Here is a 19089-nt window from a genome sequence, read left to right as displayed (position 1 = left end):
ACCTACCTTCCGTAGTACAAGGTGACGGTGTGCTTGGCCTCGGCGAAGAACAGCCAGCGCTCGACCAGCATGCCGGCGAGCTGGGCGATTGCGGCGAGCATCGACGAAACCGCCGCATAGGGCCACGGCAAGGCGAACGCCGCGACCAACAGCAACGCAGGCAAAGCAAAGGCGAGCACCTGCGTGATCTGGCGTAGCCGCACGCTGTGCTTGCGCGCGATGCGGAAACCCATCTCCTTGAGCAAGTAGTTTTCCTCGGTATGCGGCCATTCCATCGACCGCACCGTGCCGCCGGCCAGACCCGTCGCCGAGTTGGCGGTGGTCGGGATTTCCAGCCGGTCGTTATGCCGCCAGGTCGCCAGCTTCCAGCCCCAGCCGAGCACGGTCAGCAATAGGGCAGCCGCGAGAAGCGTATTCGAGCCGACGGCAAAACCCTGCAGCAGCGCATTGAGCAGCACGCAGCCGGTCATTGCCGAAAAGATCAGATAGCCGGGCAGGGTGAAGCGGCTGTGCCATTGGGCGATAGGCTTCAACGACGCGTAGATCATGCCGGTGGTGCAGACGGTTGCGACCGCGCCGATGGCAGCGAGCAGCCCGGCGACAGCCACCCAGCCGCTCGTACGGCCGAGGACCACCCAGCCAGTACCGAACAGTCCCGCCGGGATGAAGGTCGCAACCGACGCAACGCCTTCGCGTGACAGCCAGGAGCTTCGCCATTGCGAGAAGGCACGCCAGGCGCGTTCGGGACGGCCGAGATGGCCGGCCGACGACAGCAGGCCTGCCGAGATCAGGCCAAGCGCCAGCCCCATGCCGGTGAGGCCAAGCCAGAAATCGGGCGGGATAAAGCCCTGTCCGGCGAGCACGCCAAGGAGTGCGAGCAGGCTGTAACCGGCGCCCGTGGCGGTGGTGAAAAAGACGACGGAAAATGCTGGATGCATGAGACGCGGGTTAGTTCGAAAGCATGCGGTCGACCCAGCCGAGGAAGCCGCCTTCGGCCCGCACCGCTTCAAGCGCCGGCGCCGGCACCGATGCGGCGCGGGTGGTGTGGGCACGTGGCGGCAGATATTTGTTGGTCGGCTTATAGCCCATTTCCGGCATCAGATCGACACCGCCGCGCTCGGCCACCAGTTGCGAGATAGCCGATGCCGGATCGCCCAGATCGCCGAAATGCCGCGCGCTGGTCGGGCAAGCAGCGACGCAGGCCGGCACGCGATCTTCTTCCGCCAGATTGTCGTTGTAGATACGGTCGACGCACAGCGTGCATTTCTTCATCACGCCGACATCGGTGTCGAACTCGCGCGCGCCATAAGGGCAGGCCCAGCTGCACAATTTGCAGCCGATGCACTTGTCCTCGTCGACCAGCACAATGCCGTCCGAGGCCCGTTTGTAGGAGGCGCCGGTCGGGCATACGGTGACACAGGCCGGTGTCTCGCAATGCAGACAGGAGCGCGGGAAATTGACTGTGCGCCCACCCATCTCAGTCATGTGCTCATAGCTGTGCACGCGGTTGAACCAGACCCCGTCGGCGTCGCCGCCATAAGGATCGATGTCGGTCAGCGGCGCCATGTGGCCGCCGGTGTTCCATTCCTTGCAGGCGGTGACGCAGGCCTGACAGCCGACGCAGGTGTCGAGATCGATGACGAGGCCGAGCTTCTTGTCGGTTTGGGCGGGAAGGCAGGTCATGGTCTGGCAGCTTCTCTTTCCCGGCGGAACTCTGCGCCGAAAGTGAGCTTGTCGGGCGAGGGTTCGAAATGCGGTGGCTGCCGGAACCGCTCGAACTGCGGCTCGGTGAAGCCGGCTTCCTCGGCCGCGCATTTGACGATGCGCACGCGCAGGTCGAACCACGCCGCCTGGCCGGTCACCGGATCGGAATTCGAATAGCGTTTGCCGCTGGCATCGGCGGAGGTCTGGTCGCCGATGATGTGGTTGAGCAGGAAGCCGCGATTGGATTCGGCCGCGTCGTCCTTGAGCCCCCAGCTGCCGCGACGCTTGCCGATCGCATTCCACGTCCACACCGTATCGGCGTTGACGCCGTCGACCAGCTTGACCTGTCCTTTGACCTTGCCGTTGATGCTCTCGATCCATACCCAGTCGTCATCGACAAGCCCGAGGCTGGCGGCGGTCCGGTGATGCACGAACAGCCGGTTCTGGCTGGTGATCTGCCTTAGCCAGGCATTCTGCGAGCCCCAGGAATGATACATGTGCATTGGCCGCTGCGTCAGCGCGTGCAGCGGATAGGCTTGGCTGTCAACCGCAGTCTCTTCGAAGGGCGCATACCAGAACGGCAGCGGATCCATATAGGTCTCGATGCGGCTACGCTCGGCTTCCGGCGGCAGCACCCGGCCATGGCCGCGTGCCGCCAGGCGGAAGCGCTGCATCGGCTCGGAATAGAGTTGGAACACGATCGGCTCGGCTTTCGGGGTGAAGCCCATGCTCTCCGCGAAGTCGAGATAGGAGCGGTTGGCCATCTTGTAGTAGCGCTGATCGGCCGCGAAATCCTGGTGCCAGAAGCCGCCATTGTCGATGTAGCGCTGCAACTGGTCTGGATTGACGTCGCCCTTGCCGACCAAGGTCCCGTCCTTGCCGCGCCAGCCGGCGAGTGGACCGACACCTGGCGTACGCTCGTGATTGACGATGTAGTCGGCATAGTCGCGGTATTTGGCGGAGCCGTCGTCATCGACGAAACCGGGCAGACCGAGCCGCGCGCCGAGTTCGATCAGCACCGTCTGGAACGGCCTGACGTCGCGGTCCGGCTCGACGACGGGGTGGCGGATGGCGTCGCTCGGACCGTCGGCGTGGCTGATCGGCCGGTCGAGCAGACTGATACAGTCATGACGCTCGAGATAGGTCGTGTCCGGCAGCACCAGATCCGCAAAAGGCACGGTCTCGGAATAATAAGCGTCGGAATAGATGATGAACGGGATCTTGTACTCGCCCGCCGCATCGATATCGGTCAGCATCGCCATCGTCTCGACCGTATTCATCGACGAGTTCCAGGCCATGTTGGACATGTACATGAACAGAGTGTCGATCTTGTAGGGATCGCCTGCCCAGGCGTTACGGATGACCGTGTGCATGAGCCCATGGGCGGCCAGCGGCGCGTCCCAGGAGTATGCCTTGTCGATACGAACAGGCCTGCTGCCTTCATCGATCAGCAGGTCCTCAGGTCCGCAGACGAAGCCGAGCGGCATGCCTTCGAGCGGTGTCATCGGCTTCACATTCTTGCCGGCGGGCTTTGGACCCGGCGGCGCGGACCGCGGATAAGGCGGTTTGAAGCGGAAGCCGCCCGGCACGTCCACCGTGCCGAGAAGCACCTGAAGCAGATGAATGGCGCGGCAAGTGTGAAACCCGTTCGAATGGGCCGAGATGCCGCGCATCGCATGCATCGACACCGGCCGACCCTTGATGGTCTTGTGCCGGCGGCCGGCCCAGTCCGTCCAGGCCACCGGCAGTTCGATTTGCTGTTCGAAGGCGACATGAGCGAGTTCTGCAGCAATGCGTCGGATCGTGTCGGCGGAGATGCCGCACCGATCAGCGACGGCGTCGGGTGAATAGCACTCGTCCAGATAGCGGTCGGCGACGAGTTGGAAGACCGGCACGCAGCGGCGGCCGTCGACGAGAACGCTGCCGGTCAGTGCGGGCTTTGCGTCGGTATCGCCGGCGTCGACAGGCGTCTTCGCCACCCTGTCCCAAGCCAGCGGATTGCCGTCGCAGTCGCGCATGAACAGCCCGTCATCGGCGGCTCCAGGCTCCTGAATGACCAGGATGTGGGCGTTGGTGTAGCGCAAGAGGTAGTCGAGATCGACGCGCCCTGCCTTCAGCAATTCGTGGATGAGGGCGAACACAAACAGGCCGTCGGTGCCGGGCCGGATGCCGATCCAGTCGTCGGCAATCGCGTTGTAGCCGGTGCGGCAGGGATTGATTGAAACCACCTTGGCGCCGCGCGCCTTGAGCTTGCCGAGGCCGATCTTGATCGGATTGGAATCATGGTCTTCGGCAACCCCGAACAGCATGAAATACTTGGTGTTGTCCCAGTCGGGCTCGCCGAACTCCCAGAACGAGCCGCCAATCGTGTAGAGGCCGCCGGCTGCCATGTTCACCGAGCAGAAACCGCCATGGGCTGCGAAGTTCGGCGTGCCGAACTGGCTCGCCCACCAACCGGTCAGCGATTGCGACTGGTCGCGGCCGGTGAAGAAGGCGAGTTTCTTCGGATCGGTCTGGCGGATGTTCGAAAGCCGTTCTGTCGCGAGCGACAAAGCTTCCTCCCACTCGATCTCGCGGAACTCGCCCGAGCCGCGCAGTCCGGTGCGCAGCAATGGTTTCGTCAGCCGGGCCGGGCTGTAATGCTGCATGATGCCGGCGCTGCCTTTGCCGCACAGCACGCCGCGATTGACCGGATGATCCTTGTTGCCGTTGATGTAGCGGACCTTGCCGTCTTTGATATGGACGTCGATGCCGCAGCGGCAGGCGCACATATAGCAGGTGGTCTTGGCGATGCTGTCGGAGACATCAGGCGAAGTATCGACGCCGTCGCGTTCAGCGGGCGCTCGCGTATCGGCAAGCGGCCGTTGTGATGGTGCCGAATTGGCTCCGCGCAGCAGGTTGTTGGTCATGATCCGGTGATGCTCTTGCGCTCCGCGAACTTGGCTCTCGTCTTCGGGCCTGGGCCGCGCATGTAATGCTCTTCCGGCCGATAGCGTTCACCCAAGAGCCGCCGCCGCAGGCTGCGGGTCCAGTGCGCAAACACGGATTTGAACCGCCCCACCAATTCTACCCTCGACTGCTCTGGCGCGACTTTCTTCCAATTTCGAGCCAAAATTTAGAACAAAGCGACCGATCCGTCTAACAACTTGCTCTTGTAATTCCAATCGGATTTGCTTCTTAGTGTCGGAATGACCCTGGACCAGTTGCGGATCTTCGTCGCCGTCGCCGAACGGGCGCACATGACCAAAGCGGCCGAGTTGCTGGGCATCTCACAGTCGGCCGCATCCGCCGCGATCCGCTCGCTCGAACAGCAGCATGGCGTCCAGTTGTTCAACCGCGTCGGCCGCAACATCGAGCTCGCCGAAACCGGACGCCGATTCTTGCCCGAGGCCAAGGCGGTCCTCGAGCGGGCTGCGGCCGCCCACAACGTGCTGGAGCATGTCTCGCAAACGATCACCGGCAGTCTCTCGATCGCTGCCAGCCAGACCATTGCCAGCTATTGGCTGCCGCGCCGGCTCGCCTCTTTCCACGAAGCCTATCCTGCCGTCAGGCTGAGCGTGAGCATTGGCAACACCAGGCAGGTCGAGACCGATGTACTTGATGGCGCAGCCGATTTTGGCCTGGTCGAGGGGCGCACCGAATCCGACATTTTGCGGCGTGCCAAGGTCGATATCGATCGCATGATGCTGGTCGTGGCGCGCTCGCACCCTGAGATCGCGGAAGTTTCGCCTGGACATCCCGACCTTGGCGGGCTTCGCTGGATCATTCGCGAAGGCGGGTCGGGCACGCGCGAGGCGCTGGAGGACCTTGCCCGACGCGACGGGATTTCGTTCGCGGACCTGCAGATATTCCTGGTATTGCCGAGCAATGAGGCTATTCGCCAGGCGGTCGAGGCCGGCGCCGGCGCCAGCATCATCTCGGAACTCGTCGTCGCCCGCGCGGTCGCCGAAGGTAGCCTACGTTCTGTGCCGGTCGATCTGCCGAAGCGCGAATTTGCCATGATCACGCATCGCGACCGGCAGCCGAGCCTAGCCCAGATGGCGCTCAAGGCGCATCTTGGCGGCAAAGCTGAGAGACTCGCGCCGCTTTAAGCCGATCAGCCGAACTTCCGCTGCGCGTCGAGCGCCAGCCCAAGCCCGACCGAGCCGAACACATCACCTTGGATTACCGACGCCTGCGGCACCAGCGCCAGGATCCGCTGCCTGGCCAGCGGGATCGCGGTCGATCCGCCGGTCAAGAACACCGCGGTGATGTCCGAGGCCTTCACCTGTGCGTCGCGGATGGTCTGCTCGACTGTAGCCGCAACACGCTCAATGTCCCTGGCTATGGTGGCTTCGAGACCCTTGCGCGTGATTTCTGCCGTGAACCTCACCTCTGGCAGCGCGACCTCGACATCGGCCGACGAACGGTCCGTCAGCTCGATCTTGGCCTTTTCGACCAGCGCCGCCAGCGCGTGGCCGTAACGATGCTCGACGATGTGGATGAAGCGGTCGACCAGGTCTGCGCGCTCCGCCTCATAGCGGATCTGGCGCAGGTGCGTCATCGCCCTCGCGATATAGACCAGGTTGATGCGCTGCCACGTCGCCAGATCGATGAAGTAGCTCGCCGGCAGATTACGTTTGCCATCCTTGGTCAGTGAGAGATAGCCGAGCTGCGGCATCACATGCGCGATGCTCAACAGCCGGTCGAAGTCGGTGCCGCCGATGTGGATGCCGCGGCTGGCCAGGATGTCGTCCTTGCGGTCAAGCGAGCGGGCGCGCTCGGGCGAGACGCGCACGATGGAGAAGTCGGACGTGCCGCCGCCCATGTCGACGATCAGCGCCAGTTCCTCGCGCGTCACCTTTTGTTCGTAGTCGAGTGCCGCGGCAATCGGTTCGAACTGGAAGGCGATGTGCTTGAAGCCGTGGGCACGAGCGGCATTTTCGAGTTCGTGCTCCGCCTTCGCGTCAGCCTGGGCATCGTCGTCGACGAACTGCACGGGCCGTCCCAGCACGACGCTATCGACCGCGTCATGGGCTTCTTCTTCCAGCTTCTTTTTCAGATGGCCGACGAACAGGCCGACAATCTCCATGAAGCCGATCGAGCGCGCCTTGATGCGTGTCTTTTCGTGGGCGAGCGAGCTGCCGAGCACACTCTTCAACGAGCGCATCAGGCGGCCTTCGATACTGTCCGTATAGTTGGCAAGGGCGCGTCGCCCGAAATAGGTGCGGTTGTCCTCGAAATTGAAAAATACCGCACTGGGCAGCGTGACCTGGCCGTCTTCCAACGCCACCAGCCTCGGCTGCCCGTTCCTGACCACACTTACGGTGGAATTCGAAGTGCCGAAGTCGATCCCGGCGAATGCTGGTCGCATCGTGCGTTCCTGTATTTCTGATTTGGGGAGCAGCAGCTCGTGTCCGGTCGGGCCCGGGGGTCGCGGTCTAACCCATACCCTCGGAAAGGGAAACCACTTTTACGAGAGTTCAGTCTTTCCTGAAGACCAGTCTTCCGAGCCAGCCTGTCAGCATGGCCAGCGATACGGCAAAGACACCGTAGAGGAACGAGTAGTCGTGGGCGACGCGGAAGATCGACTGTTCGAAACCGGACTTGCGGATTTCGAGCTGGGCGGAGCTTTCCTTGATGAACAGGCCGCTCTTGAATAGGAAGGCGCGGGCCTTATGGGTGCCGACCGGAACGTTTGGGGCGAGCCTGACTGTGGCGCGGAACAGGTTCTGCGACAGGAACTGCACACCCCCGACATTCTCGCTGTAGAGGCCGGTCGCCGCCTTGCGTTCGCGCAGCGCGGCGGTGAACTCCTCGATTGTGGCCGGGCTGTCGCCGGCGTCGGCCGGCTGCAAATAGAGGTTCGAGGCGCCAAGCGACAGCTGCTTGTAGCTGTTGGGATCGGTGACGTCCTGCAGCGGCCGCGTCGTCGCCACCGAATAGGAGACAGGTACGTTTTTGAAGGTCTCCGACTCCAGATTGACCCAGACGCCGAGCACCCGGTCCTTGCGGCGCACGACGACCGGTCGGGCCGGGCCTTCCAGCACGACGATCACGTCGTAGCGCCCTTGCCGCGCGACAAGCGGATCCGCATTTTCCAGCGAGCCGAAGATGGTCAGGTCGGCGCCGGAAAAGCCGGCGGTAATCGAGACATTGTCGGTCGAAAGGCCGATCTGGATATTTTCGGTCAGAAGCGCCTGCGCCTTCGCCGGCGGCGCAGCCGCCAGCAGCGACAGCAAGGCGGCGGCCGCGAGCGTCCTGAAGCCAGCCATCAGCTCAGGCCCACGCCGGACAGCGAATAGAGATTGGGTGGCGTGACGAAGAGATCGATGGCAAGCCGGATGGCGACCGCCAGCACCAGCAGCGCCAGCAGCGCCCTGAGTTGCTCGCCCCGCAGCCGCTGACCGGCCTTGGCGCCATATTGCGCGCCGGCGACGCCGCCTGCCATCAACAGGAAAGCGAGCATGACGTCGACCGTCTGGTTGGTGGTGGCGTGGACCAGCGTGGTGTAGGCCGAGGTGAAGATGATCTGGAACAGCGAGGTGCCGATGACGACGTTGGTCGGCACTTTCAAAAGGTAGATCAGGGCCGGCACCATGATGAAGCCGCCGCCGACGCCCATGATCGACGACAGGAAGCCAATCGCCGCGCCCAGCCCAAGCACCGGAATGACGCTGACGAAGAGCTTCGAGGCCCTGAACCGCATCTTCAGGGGCAGGCGGTGGATCCAATTGTGCTGGCCGGATTTCTTCAAGACCGGTGCGGCGCCGCTGCGAGTGGCGCGCAATGCGTTGACACTCTCGACGAGCATCAGTCCGCCGACAGTGCCGAGCAGCACGACGTAGAGCAGCGAGATAAACAGGTCGAGCTGGCCGAGCCGGCGCAGGAGCGCAAAGACATAGATACCACCGGTCGAGCCGACGATGCCGCCGCCTAAAAGCACGCCGCCAAGCTTGAAGTCGAGCGTGCCGCGCTTCATGTGCGACAGGGCGCCGGAGAAGGAGGAAGCGATGACCTGGTTGGCGCCGGTGGCGACCGCGATTGCCGGCGGTATGTTGTAGAAGATCAGCAGCGGCGTAATGAGAAAGCCGCCGCCCACGCCGAACATGCCCGACAGGAAACCCACCGCCGCACCCATGGCCAGCAGCACGAAGATGTTGACGGAAATTTCCGCGATCGGGAGATAGATGCCCACCCGTCAGTCTCGATCAGTTTGCCTCCTGGCGAATGCAACCGTTGCGGGCATTTTGCGCCAAAAGGCTATTTCGTTCTTGCGCCGGCCGGGCGGTGAAGTCAAACTTCGCCGCGCCGCCGAAACAAAAAACAACTCAATCAGTTAACAGGCAAATCTGTGGCAAGGGCGTCGCGGAAACGACGCATCTGCCGTTATTTACGCGCGAGCAGCGCCTTGACCAGCTTTTCGTCGATCGCGCCGGTTGCCCTCATATCGTTGTCGGCCTGGAAGGCCATGATTGCGTTCTTGGTTTTCAGGCCCATCATGCCGTCGGGATTGCCGGCCTCGTAGCCGTTCTTGTTGAGAATGCGCTGGATGTTCTGGACCGCTTTCTTCATATCGATGCCGGCGGTCGTCTGCGGTGTGCCGTCCTGCCACGATTCAGGAATGTCGGCCGAATTGGCGGCTGGATCGAGCGGCTTGGCTGTCCACAGTTCAGCCGCGGCCCGCGCACGCTCCAACTGCTCGGGCCTCAGCGCCTTGGCGATCTCGTCGCGCTTGGCCGCTGCATCCTTGTCGCCGGTCTTGGCGACGAGCGCGAACCATTTATAGCTCTCCTCGAGATTCTGCTTCATGCCGACACCCTTCGCCGCGAGGATGCCGAGATTGAACTGGCTGTCCTTGACGCCGAGATCCGCCGCCGCCTGGAACCAGCGTGCTGCCGATTCGTTGTCGGTCACGCCGTCCGCCGCCATCGCAAACAGCACGGCAAGATTGTGCATTGCGCTGGCATTGCCCTGCTCTGCGGCAAGCTGGTACCAGGTCTTCGCTTTCTTGATGTCGCGTGCGACGCCGATGCCCTTCTCGTAGAAATTGCCGATGCGGTATTCTGCCGGTGCGAAACCGAGTTCGGCAGCTCTCTCATACCATTTGGCCGCCGCCGTCATGTCTTCCTTGACACTGCGTGACTCGGCGTAGCGCGAGCCGATCTCGAACAGCGCCTTGGCGTCGCCGCCGGCCGCTGCATCGCGCAGGGCGGCCGGACCGGCATCGGCCGGAACGTCGATCTTGGCAACGCCTGCCGGGGCAGCATCCGCCGGCGGCACAGTGCCGGTCGTGTCCTGCGTCGCAGCGGGGGCCATAGCAGGCGCGATAGGCTTTGGCTCGGCGTCGCTGGCCGTCGCCGCTGCCGGCGCGGGCACTGCGGCCGTGGTGTCTGGCGCCGCCAGGTCAGCGGACGCTCCGGAAGGCGAGGGCGCCGTCGATGCTTCGGCTGCCTGTGTGGCGGGGCCGGTTTGCGCCGCCGTGTCGTCCTTGGTCATCGATGCGGATGGCTCGGCCTGCCTGACGGTGGGCGACGGCTCGCTCTCCTGTGTTGTTGTCTGCGTGTCCGCCTTCGGCTCGCTGGCAACGCTGGCTAATGCGGTTTCCACCGGCTGTACGGCCACGGCTGGTGCCGCCTCATTGTCGGCGACTTCGACCGGGTCGGAGAAGAAGGCTTTGCCCAGTTGCAGGCCGGCAAGCGCCAGCATGATGGCGATTGCCCCCATCAGGATCGGCTTGCGCCGCGCCTTGAGCAGGTCGCCGATCCTGAGTGCCTTGACCGGGCCTTTCATCGTCGACTGGCGCTTGAGGGCGTCCGCCTCGGCGGCCGCCGCTTGCGCAGCCCTTCTGGCTGCCGCGATGAAGTCCGATTTCGCCGCCTCGGCGCTGCCTTCCCGGGCCGGCTGCCCGCGCTCGTCGCGCACGCGCTTCATGATGGCGCTGAGGTCGGGTGCGCCGGAGCCGGGTTCCAGTGGCCGGTTGGCGAGCTTGGGGTCGAGGGGCTCGTCGAGATCGACGCTCGGTATCTCGGCGCTCGGCGCCGAGCCTGCAAGCGGCGGCGTCTCGGTCTCCTTCTTGCCCTTCAAGGCGCGCGCCAGCCCGCCTAACATCGATTTCCTGCCGCCGCCTTGTTCGTTCTTTTCACGTGTCGTGTCTGAACCGAGAGCCGCCAGGGCGGCTGCCGCGGCGGCCTCGGCCGGCGTTCGCGGACCTGGCTCTCCGCGCACGAGCGCCGCGGCGCGGCCGTCGAGATCGGCCATGTTGCCCGTCAACGGCAGCGGCTGGTCGAGGTCCATCGACGGTGCATCCTGCACCGAGATCTTGGATGCCCGCCCGGAGCGCTTACTCAACTCCGCGCTTGCCGGTTCGCCGGTCTCCAGTGAACCAAGCCTGTCAACGATCTTGAGCAGCGTATCGTGGATAGCCTCGAACGTCCTCGAATTGCGCTCGTCCGAACGGCGCGTCAGCGCCTCGAGCGTCTTCAGGTCCTGGGCGAGGCCGGTAACGGCCGCCGTGTTGGCGCTTGATCCGGCCAGCGAGCGGACGGCACTCTCGGCCGCCTCGCGCGCCGCGCCGAGGATGGAATCGCGGGTTCCGGCCAGCGATTTCTCGATTTCGTTGAGACGCGGGCTGATGTCGTCGAATTCCGGCAGCGGCGTGCCGGGCTTGGAAAGGTGCGCCGTCAGGCCGGCGACCTGCGCTTCGAGGCTGCGGATCAAAGCCGGGTCGATGCTGGCGACTTGTGCGGCGGACGAATCCAGCCGGCTTGAGATGTCTTCGAGCCGGCTCTCCAGGCCGCGGATCGCCGCCTCGTTGGCGGGATCTGGAACGCGTGTCTCCATCCGCTTGGCCAGCGCGGTGAAGCGGGCGTCGATGGCATCCATGATGTCGGCGTTGTCGACCTGCGGCATGCGCTGGTCCAGCCTGTCGGCGACCTCGTCCAACCGGCGCTCGAGGTCGCGAAACAGCATGTTGCCTTGTTCGATGGCGTCGCCCTGGCGGCGTTCCATCATGCTGGATAGCACGTCGAAGCGCTGCTCGAGCCCCTGGAAGATGTAATCGGCGTCGGGCATGGCCGGTGCGTGGTCGATCTTGTCGGAGATAAGCGCGATTTGCCTGGCAAGGCGCTCCATCGCCTGTTCCGGCAGATTGGCTCGGCCGGCCAGTTCGTCCACGCGGCTCGACAATGTGTTGAGCCGGTCGATGACCTCCCGGCCCGGACGATCCTGCGACACTTCTTCGATTTGCTGGGCCAGTGAATCGATCCGCTTCTCGATGCGTTCGAAGGGCTCGGGGTCGAACGAATTGGCTTGCGCGGCAACCGTCGAGGCGACGATCGCGCGGGAAATCTCGTCGAGCCGCTCGTCGATCTGGCTGAATGTGTCGCTGCCGCGATTGTCCTGCTGGCGGGCGAAATGATCGACCGCTCCGGCAAGCGTGCGGACCTTTTCTTCGAGCGAGCGCAGCGACAGCGATTCCGGCAGATTGCTGACGGCATTGCTGATCTGTTCGAGCCGCTCCGTCAGCGCCGACAGGCCGGGCGCGTCGGAGCGCTTGCGCTGATCGGCGTCGACGCGGTCCTCGAAGGCGTTCCAGCGGCGGTCGAATTCGTCCCAGCGGCGGCCGACCGCCTGCACGCTCTCCTCGCGCGCTAGCGTATCGAGCGCGGCCTTGACCTGCTCAAGCTCGAGCCGCAGCATATTGACGCTTCTGTCGTCGCTTTTTTCGGCCAGTGTCTGGATGGCGCCGGAAAGCCGCTCGAACTCGACGCCGAGTTCGGCGCTGCCTTTGCCGCCGCCATTTGACTGGAAGGCTCGCTCAATATTCTTGCGCAGTACGTCGAACTCGCGTTGCAGGCCGGAGGTCATCTGCTGGCGCAGCTCTTCGCGCAGGCCGCGCAATTCTCCGGCGATCTTGCCGGCTAAGGCGACGCTGTCCTCCTGACCGCGCACCCGGTCGATATCGCGGGCGATCGCCTGGTAGTTCTGGTCGAAGGCCGCTGCTGGACCTTTCGGCTGCTGCGCCTCGCGTGGGTCTTCATACCGGCGCTGCTGGCCATAGGGTTGAGCGCTGGGATAGCGCGGTTCTGCCGCTGGTCGGCGCGGATCGGGGTGGTTTGTCGTCTCCTCGCGCGTCCGCTCCAGCCGCTGCTCCAGAGTTTCCAGGGAGCGGTTGAGCTCTTCAAGCGTCGTGTGCGGCCGGCGTTGCCTGCCGGCGTTGAGTGTATCGAGGTAGGACCGCTTGCTGTTCATCAATGCGCCCGTTTCAGAATTGCTGGCTTTCACCAGGTTCCCAAAGTCCTGCCGGGACGAAGGCGACTGCTTGGCTTGTTGCAGTGGAAGACGAGCTTCCCGGGTCTCATCCGCGCTCCGAAAACCGTGAAAAATTTCAATACAGGATAGACACGGGTAACCGACATGCGCACATTTCGCCCCAACGTGGTAAACAACGCGTTAACCAAGCTTAAGAAGTTGCAACTTTGTCGGCTGGCTGCGGACGGCGCCGGGTGTCTTCTATTGGACGCACAAAGGACGCCGTGGACGTTTGATCAGCCGCATGATCGCTCCCGAAATCGGCAACGACTTTTTAGGTTATCCGCCGGCGCTGCGGCATAAAGTTCCAAGCCTAGAACGCTCTTGCGTGGTAGGGCGGCTATCGATATAGAATTGACGTAAACGTAAATGAGCGGATTACGCCGTTTGCGATTTGTTTGTTGAAACCACGAGTGGAAGCACGCCCCCGCTTTCACTCAGGCGACGCTAGGTCCGCGACCGCGACGCCATCAGACGGGGAAAGCCAGTGACCATGAAACTTATTTCGCCCGGCCAAGCCGCGGCCAACACCAACGATATGTCGAGCGAAGCCGGTGAAGAGCTTGTCCGCATCGGCGAAATGGCCAAGAAATACGGCGTGACGCTGCGTACGCTGCGTTTCTATGAGGACAAGGGTCTACTCAACCCGCAGCGCGACGGCTCGACCCGCCTCTATACGCGCCGCGACAGGGCCCGGCTGAAGCTGATCCTGCTTGGCCGCAAGGTCGGATTCTCGCTGCGTGACGTCAAGCAGATGATGGACCTCTACGATCCGAACGGCTCCAACACAAAGCAATTGCGGCTGGCGCTCGACAAGTCGGAGAAGCAGCTTGCCCGTCTGCAGAAGCAGCGGGCGCTGATCGACGATGCCATCAGCGAACTGAGTGCTTCGATGTTGACCGTCCGGCAAATGCTGATCGAGCGCTCGACGCCGCAGGCCAGCGTGGCGAGCTAAACTAAGCTTTCGATTTCCGACGGATAAGAGCCGCGCGGCTTTCGCTGCGGGGTTCTTCGTCGTTTGCCGTCCTTCGCCGTTTGCGGTCTTGGCGCGCGGGAGAAAATTCGTCGCACCGCAGAATTGACGTTTACGCAAACGTCAACATTTGCTATCTCCGACCCGTCATACTGGCCCGCCTGCTATCCTCATACACTGGTACACTGGGGCTGATTTCGGGGCCAAGACCGCATGGTGGAGGAAAACGCATGCCGAACTACAAGGCGCCGATCCGCGACACGCTGTTCGTGCTGAACGAAGTGCTGGGGTATCAGCGCTATTCCAATCTTCCCGGATTTTCCGACGCCACGCCGGATGTGCTCGAGGCCATCCTTGCCGAAGGGGCGAAACTCGCTGAAAACGTGATGCAGCCGCTGAACCGTGTCGGCGACACGGAAGGTTGCGTGCGCCATGACGACGGTTCGGTAACGACGCCGAAAGGCTTCAATGAGGCCTTCGACCAGTATCGCGAAGGCGGCTGGATGGGGCTCGCCGCACCTGTCGAGTTTGGCGGGCAAGGCTTGCCCTACGCGGTGCACACCGCGGTTGCCGAATACATGGTGTCGGCCAATATGTCGCTGATGATGTATGCGGGCCTGACGCAAGGCGCGATCGCTGCGATCATCACCCATGGCACCAAAGAGCAGAAGGCAACATGGTTGCCGAAGCTGGTCGAGGGCGCCTGGACCGGCACCATGAATCTGACCGAGCCGCACTGCGGAACCGATCTTGGCCTGCTGCGCACCAAGGCCGTCCCAAATGGCGACGGCACCTACAGGATATCCGGCCAGAAGATCTTCATCTCGGCCGGCGAGCATGACATGTCGGACAATATCGTCCACCTGGTGCTGGCCCGTATCGAGGGCGCGCCGGATGGCGTGAAGGGCATCTCCCTGTTCATCGTGCCGAAGTTCAAGCTCGATGCCTCAGGCAATCCGGGCGAGAAGAACACCGTTTCCTGTGGCTCGATCGAGGAGAAGATGGGTATCCATGGCAACTCGACCTGCGTCATGAATTACGACGACGCTGAAGGCACGCTGCTCGGCGAGGCCAATGGCGGGCTGAAAGCAATGTTCACCATGATGAATGAGGCGCGGCTTGGCGTCGGCCTGCAGGGGCTCTCGCTATCGGAGGTCGCCTACCAGAATGCGGTTTCCTACGCCAAGGACCGTCTGCAGGGCCGCTCGCTGTCAGGACCGAAGGCGCCGGACAGGAAGGCCGATCCGATCATCGTTCATCCGGACATCCGCCGCAGCCTGATGACCATGAAGGCGTTCAACGAGGCCGGCCGCGCGCTGGCGCTGTGGACGGCGATCAAGTCCGACATCGCTCACCGCTCCGGTGACGACAAAGATCGCCAGGTCGCAGACGACTATACCGGCCTGATGACGCCGGTGGTCAAGGGCGTGCTCACCGACAAGGGTTTCGATCATGCGGTAATGGCGCAGCAGGTGTTCGGCGGCCACGGCTATATAGAAGAACACGGCATGAGCCAGTTCGTCCGCGATGCCCGCATCGCCATGATCTATGAGGGTGCCAACGGCATCCAGGCGCTCGACCTCGTCGGCCGCAAGCTGGCCTTGAATGGCGGCCGCGCGGTCCAGGTCTTCTTTAGGGAAGTCGGAGAGTTCTGCGAGGAGAACCGCACCGACGAGAAGATGGCGCCCTTCACCAAGGCGCTTAAAAAGGGCCTCGACGATCTGCAGGCGGCGACGATGTGGCTGGTGCAGAACGGCATAGCCAGGCCCGACAATGCGGGTGCCGCCTCGACCGACTACATGCATCTCTTCGGCCTGGTGGCGCTGGGCTATATGTGGGCCCGGATGGCCAAGGTGGCCGCAGCGAAATTGGCTGATGGTCCCGACGGCGCTTCGTCTTTCTACGACAACAAGCTGGTGACGGCGCGCTTCTTCGTAGAGCGGATCATGCCGGAGACGTCGGCGCATCTTGCCCGCATCTCCAGCGGTGCCGACACATTGATGGCACTGCCGGCGGAAGCGTTCTAGCTTCGGCGTTCCCCTGCCCCTCGAGGGAGGGTGGCCCGAAGAGCCGGGAGGGGTTCTGCGTGCAGTGCGCCGACCTCCATTCTGGTGCATGCCTTGGAGGAAAATGATCGCAATGCCGTGGCACATGGCGCAGGTTGTAAAAGATAAGGTCGAGCAAGTCATCGGCGACTCCACCCGGCCGCTTCGCGGCCACCCTCGTCTCGAGGGGGACGTCGGCGCGAGGGAGAAACCATGACCAACCCCGCCGAAATCCTGGGCCTTCCCAAGCCCGCCTGGGCGGCGGACGAGGTCGGCATGCTTTACGACATGGCGCACCGCTTCATGTCGGAAGAGATCGCGCCGCGTTACGACGAGTTCGAGAAGAACGAGATGGTCGACCGCGAAAGCTGGCAGAAGGCGGGTGCTGCCGGACTGCTGTGCGCCTCGATGCCGGAGGAATATGGCGGATCGGGCGGCACCTTCGCGCATGAGAGCGCCATCATCGAGGCGATCGGCCATGTCGGCGTCGACGGGTTCGGCATTGGCCTGCACAATTCGATCGTTGCCCCCTATATCCTCCACTACGGCTCGGAGGAGCAGAAGAAGAAATGGCTGCCGAGGCTGGCGACCGGCGAGCTGATCGGCGCCATCGCCATGACTGAGCCGGGTGCGGGCTCCGACCTGCAGGGCATCAAGATGCGTGCCGAAAAGGACGGCAACCGGTACAAGCTCAGCGGCTCGAAGACTTTTATCACCAACGGCCAGCTCGCCAATTTCATCATCGTCGTTACCAAGACCGATCCTGAGAAGGGCGCCAAGGGCATCTCGCTGATCGTCGTCGAGACTGACGAGGTGGAGGGTTTCGCGCGCGGCCGTAACCTCGACAAGATCGGCCTCAAGGCCAACGACACGTCGGAACTGTTCTTCAACGACGTGCGTGTGCCGACCTCGAACCTGCTCGGCAATGACGAAGGCCAGGGCTTCGTCCAGTTGATGCAACAATTGCCGCAGGAGCGGCTGCAGATCGGCACCACTGCTATTGCCATGGTCGAGCGGGCTCTGGCGCTTACCATCGACTACGTCAAGGAGCGCAAGGCGTTCGGCAAGGCCATCATCGAATTCCAGAACACCCAGTTCAAGCTTGCCGAATTGAAGACCGAGGCGACCATCGGCCGCGTCTTCTATAATGACTGCGTTGCCCGCCATATTAACGGTGGCCTCGACCCGGTGACGGCTTCGATGGCCAAATACTGGCTGTCAGACCTGCAAGGAAAAGTCGTCGACGAATGCCTTCAATTGCATGGCGGCTATGGCTACATGAATGAATATCCGATCGCCCGCATGTTCCGCGATGCCCGCGTCCAGCGCATCTACGGCGGCACCAACGAGATCATGAAATTGCTGATCGGGCGGAGCCTTTAGGAGGTCGCATGTCGAAGCATTTTGCTGGGCTTCGCTGGAAGTCGGGGGCACGGGAGGATTTCCTTTCCGGCCGCTGTTCCCGGGTCCATGAACTTCATTTTGATGGTGGCGCGGTCATCTCCGCTTCCGCATCGCCGTCGATTGTGCCGGCACCTTTTAGCGATGCAACGATCGTCGATCCGGAAGAACTGTTCGTCGCTTCGCTTTCTTCTTGCCACATGCTCTGGTTCTTGGATCTGGCAAAACGCGCTAAGCTCAATGTCCGATCTTATCACGACGAAGCCGAAGGCCTGATGGCCAAGAATGCTGAGGGGCGCACAGCCATCACACATGTCACCCTTCGGCCGCTCGTCGAATGCGACGCAGATGCGGCTATGATCGAGAGTATTCATCACAAGGCGCACGACGCCTGTTTCATCGGCCAATTCGGTGCGGACCGAAGTGGTGGTCGAGCCCCGATTTTAGATCACAGGAGATCACCAATGGCCGAAGCTTATGTCTATGATGCCGTGCGCACGCCGCGCGGCAGGGGCAAGAAAGATGGCTCCCTGCACGAAGTGCCGGCGGTGCGGCTCGGCGCCAAGGTGCTCGAGGCCATCCGCGACCGCAACGGGCTGGACACTAGCACCGTCGACGACATTATCTTCGGCTGCGTCGATCCGGTTGGCGAGGCGGGTGCGGTCATGCCACGTGCCGCCGCTTTCGAAGCCGGCTACGACACCAGGGCGCCCGGCATGCAGATATCGCGCTTCTGCGCCTCGGGCCTCGACGCCATCAATTTCGGGGCCGCCAAGATCGCGCAAGGCGCCGACGAGATCGTCATTGCCGGTGGCGTCGAATCGATGTCGCGCGTCGGCATGGGCGCCTCCGGCGGCGCCTGGTTCATGGATCCCTCGGTCGGCCTGCCCGGCTGGTTCGTGCCGCAAGGCATATCGGCCGACCTGATCGCCACCAAATACGGCTTTTCGCGCGATGACGTCGACGCCTATGCGGTCGAGAGCCAGAAGCGCGCCGCCAAGGCGTGGGGAGAGGGCCGCTTCAAGAATTCGGTGATCTCGGTCAAGGACCAGAACGGCCTGACCATCCTCGACCATGACGAGCACATGCGGCCCTCGACCGACATGCAGTCGCTGGCCGCACTCAATCCGTCCTTCGTCATGCCGGGCGAAATGGGCGGCTTCGACGCCGTCGCCGTGCAGAAGCATCCCGAGGTGGAAGAGGTCAACCACGTCCACCATGCCGGAAATTCCTCCGGCATTGTCGACGGCGCGGCGGCCGTGCTGCTCGGCTCGAAAAAGGCGGGAAAGACGCTCGGCCTCAAGCCGCGCGCGCGCATCCGTGCGTTCGCCAATATCGGCTCCGAACCGGTGCTGATGCTGACCGGCCCGGTCGACGTCACCGAGAAGCTGTTGAAGCGGGCGAAGATGAAGCTGCAGGACATCGACTTGTTCGAGCTCAACGAGGCCTTCGCTTCGGTGGTGCTGCGCTACATGCAGGCTTTCGACATTCCGCATGACCGGATCAACGTCAATGGTGGGGCCATCGCCATGGGCCATCCGCTCGGCGCCACCGGTGCGATGATCTTCGGTACGGTGCTGGACGAATTGGAACGCCGTGACCTCAACACCGCGCTGGTGACGCTTTGCATCGGAGCCGGCATGGGCACTGCAACGATCATCGAACGCGTCTGAC

General features: G+C 63.1%; 13 protein-coding genes and 1 pseudogene. 6 read left to right on the top strand and 8 right to left on the bottom strand.

The genetic code is table 11. From position 1 onward, the window contains the following. Positions 1-2 precede the first annotated feature (2 nt). From NKH17_RS02070 to NKH17_RS02060, 3 genes are read right to left on the bottom strand one after another with little or no spacing between them, the layout of a single operon-like run. The gene (locus NKH17_RS02070) at positions 3-938 is read right to left on the bottom strand and encodes a dimethyl sulfoxide reductase anchor subunit family protein (protein WP_352475947.1); all 936 of its coding nucleotides are present in this window, start codon (positions 936-938) and stop codon (positions 3-5) included. A gap of 10 nt (positions 939-948) precedes the next feature. Continuing rightward, entirely contained in the window at positions 949-1683 is a 735-nt protein-coding gene (locus NKH17_RS02065) for a 4Fe-4S dicluster domain-containing protein (RefSeq protein WP_254816304.1), read from the bottom strand. Next, positions 1680-4613: a molybdopterin oxidoreductase family protein gene (locus tag NKH17_RS02060; protein WP_352898532.1), complete on the bottom strand. Its 2934-nt coding sequence runs from the start codon at positions 4611-4613 to the stop codon at positions 1680-1682. Before NKH17_RS02060 ends, NKH17_RS02065 begins: the two co-directional genes overlap by 4 nt. A 279-nt stretch (positions 4614-4892) precedes the next feature. On the opposite strand from NKH17_RS02060, the gene NKH17_RS02055 reads away from it, so the two are divergent. Beyond that, the gene (locus NKH17_RS02055) at positions 4893-5795 is read left to right on the top strand and encodes a LysR substrate-binding domain-containing protein (RefSeq protein WP_352475944.1); all 903 of its coding nucleotides are present in this window, start codon (positions 4893-4895) and stop codon (positions 5793-5795) included. Positions 5796-5800: 5 nt separating this feature from the next. Here the strand turns inward: NKH17_RS02055 and NKH17_RS02050 are convergent, their stop codons facing one another. The 4 genes from NKH17_RS02050 to NKH17_RS02035 all read right to left on the bottom strand — a co-directional run bounded on the left by NKH17_RS02050 (position 5801) and on the right by NKH17_RS02035 (position 12936). Next, positions 5801-7057, bottom strand: a complete 1257-nt coding sequence (locus tag NKH17_RS02050; protein ID WP_352475943.1) for an Hsp70 family protein — start codon at positions 7055-7057, stop codon at positions 5801-5803. Between the two features lie 109 nt (positions 7058-7166). Further along, positions 7167-7958: a TIGR02186 family protein gene (locus NKH17_RS02045; RefSeq protein ID WP_352475942.1), complete on the bottom strand. Its 792-nt coding sequence runs from the start codon at positions 7956-7958 to the stop codon at positions 7167-7169. Further along, a complete protein-coding gene (locus NKH17_RS02040; RefSeq protein WP_254816309.1) occupies positions 7958-8881 on the bottom strand; it encodes a sulfite exporter TauE/SafE family protein in 924 nt (307 codons plus the stop codon). The genes NKH17_RS02045 and NKH17_RS02040 overlap by 1 nt, the downstream gene beginning before the upstream one ends. 191 nt (positions 8882-9072) lie before the next feature. Continuing rightward, positions 9073-12936, bottom strand: a complete 3864-nt coding sequence (locus NKH17_RS02035; RefSeq protein ID WP_352475941.1) for a peptidoglycan-binding protein — start codon at positions 12934-12936, stop codon at positions 9073-9075. Positions 12937-13489: 553 nt separating this feature from the next. Here NKH17_RS02035 and NKH17_RS02030 point away from each other — a divergent pair. From NKH17_RS02030 to NKH17_RS02020, 3 genes are all read left to right on the top strand, one after another. Further along, a complete protein-coding gene (locus NKH17_RS02030; RefSeq protein WP_254816399.1) occupies positions 13490-13951 on the top strand; it encodes a MerR family transcriptional regulator in 462 nt (153 codons plus the stop codon). Between the two features lie 248 nt (positions 13952-14199). Beyond that, on the top strand, positions 14200-15996 hold the full coding sequence (locus NKH17_RS02025) for an acyl-CoA dehydrogenase (RefSeq protein WP_352898527.1): 1797 nt from the start codon (positions 14200-14202) through the stop codon (positions 15994-15996). A 231-nt stretch (positions 15997-16227) separates the two neighbouring features. Further along, complete coding sequence (locus tag NKH17_RS02020) at positions 16228-17397, top strand: acyl-CoA dehydrogenase family protein (RefSeq protein WP_352805395.1); 1170 nt, start codon at positions 16228-16230, stop codon at positions 17395-17397. Between the two features lie 94 nt (positions 17398-17491). Here NKH17_RS02020 and NKH17_RS02015 read toward each other — a convergent pair whose 3' ends face one another. Then, entirely contained in the window at positions 17492-17617 is a 126-nt protein-coding gene (locus tag NKH17_RS02015) for a hypothetical protein (protein WP_352970127.1), read from the bottom strand. On the opposite strand from NKH17_RS02015, the pseudogene NKH17_RS02010 reads away from it, so the two are divergent. Together NKH17_RS02010 and NKH17_RS02005 are read left to right on the top strand one after the other, a co-directional pair. Continuing rightward, positions 17616-17759, top strand: a pseudogene (locus NKH17_RS02010) (OsmC family protein); the annotation flags it as partial. The gene NKH17_RS02015 and the pseudogene NKH17_RS02010 sit on opposite strands and share 2 nt — an antisense overlap. A gap of 120 nt (positions 17760-17879) precedes the next feature. Beyond that, on the top strand, positions 17880-19088 hold the full coding sequence (locus tag NKH17_RS02005; RefSeq protein WP_352805392.1) for an acetyl-CoA C-acetyltransferase: 1209 nt from the start codon (positions 17880-17882) through the stop codon (positions 19086-19088). The last annotated feature ends 1 nt before the right edge of the window (position 19089 follow it).

Source organism: Mesorhizobium sp. M1334, from assembly GCF_040317995.1.
Lineage (GTDB): Bacteria > Pseudomonadota > Alphaproteobacteria > Rhizobiales > Rhizobiaceae > Mesorhizobium.
Note: the sequence above shows the minus strand (reverse complement) of the source record. Positions and strands in the feature narration are given on the sequence as shown.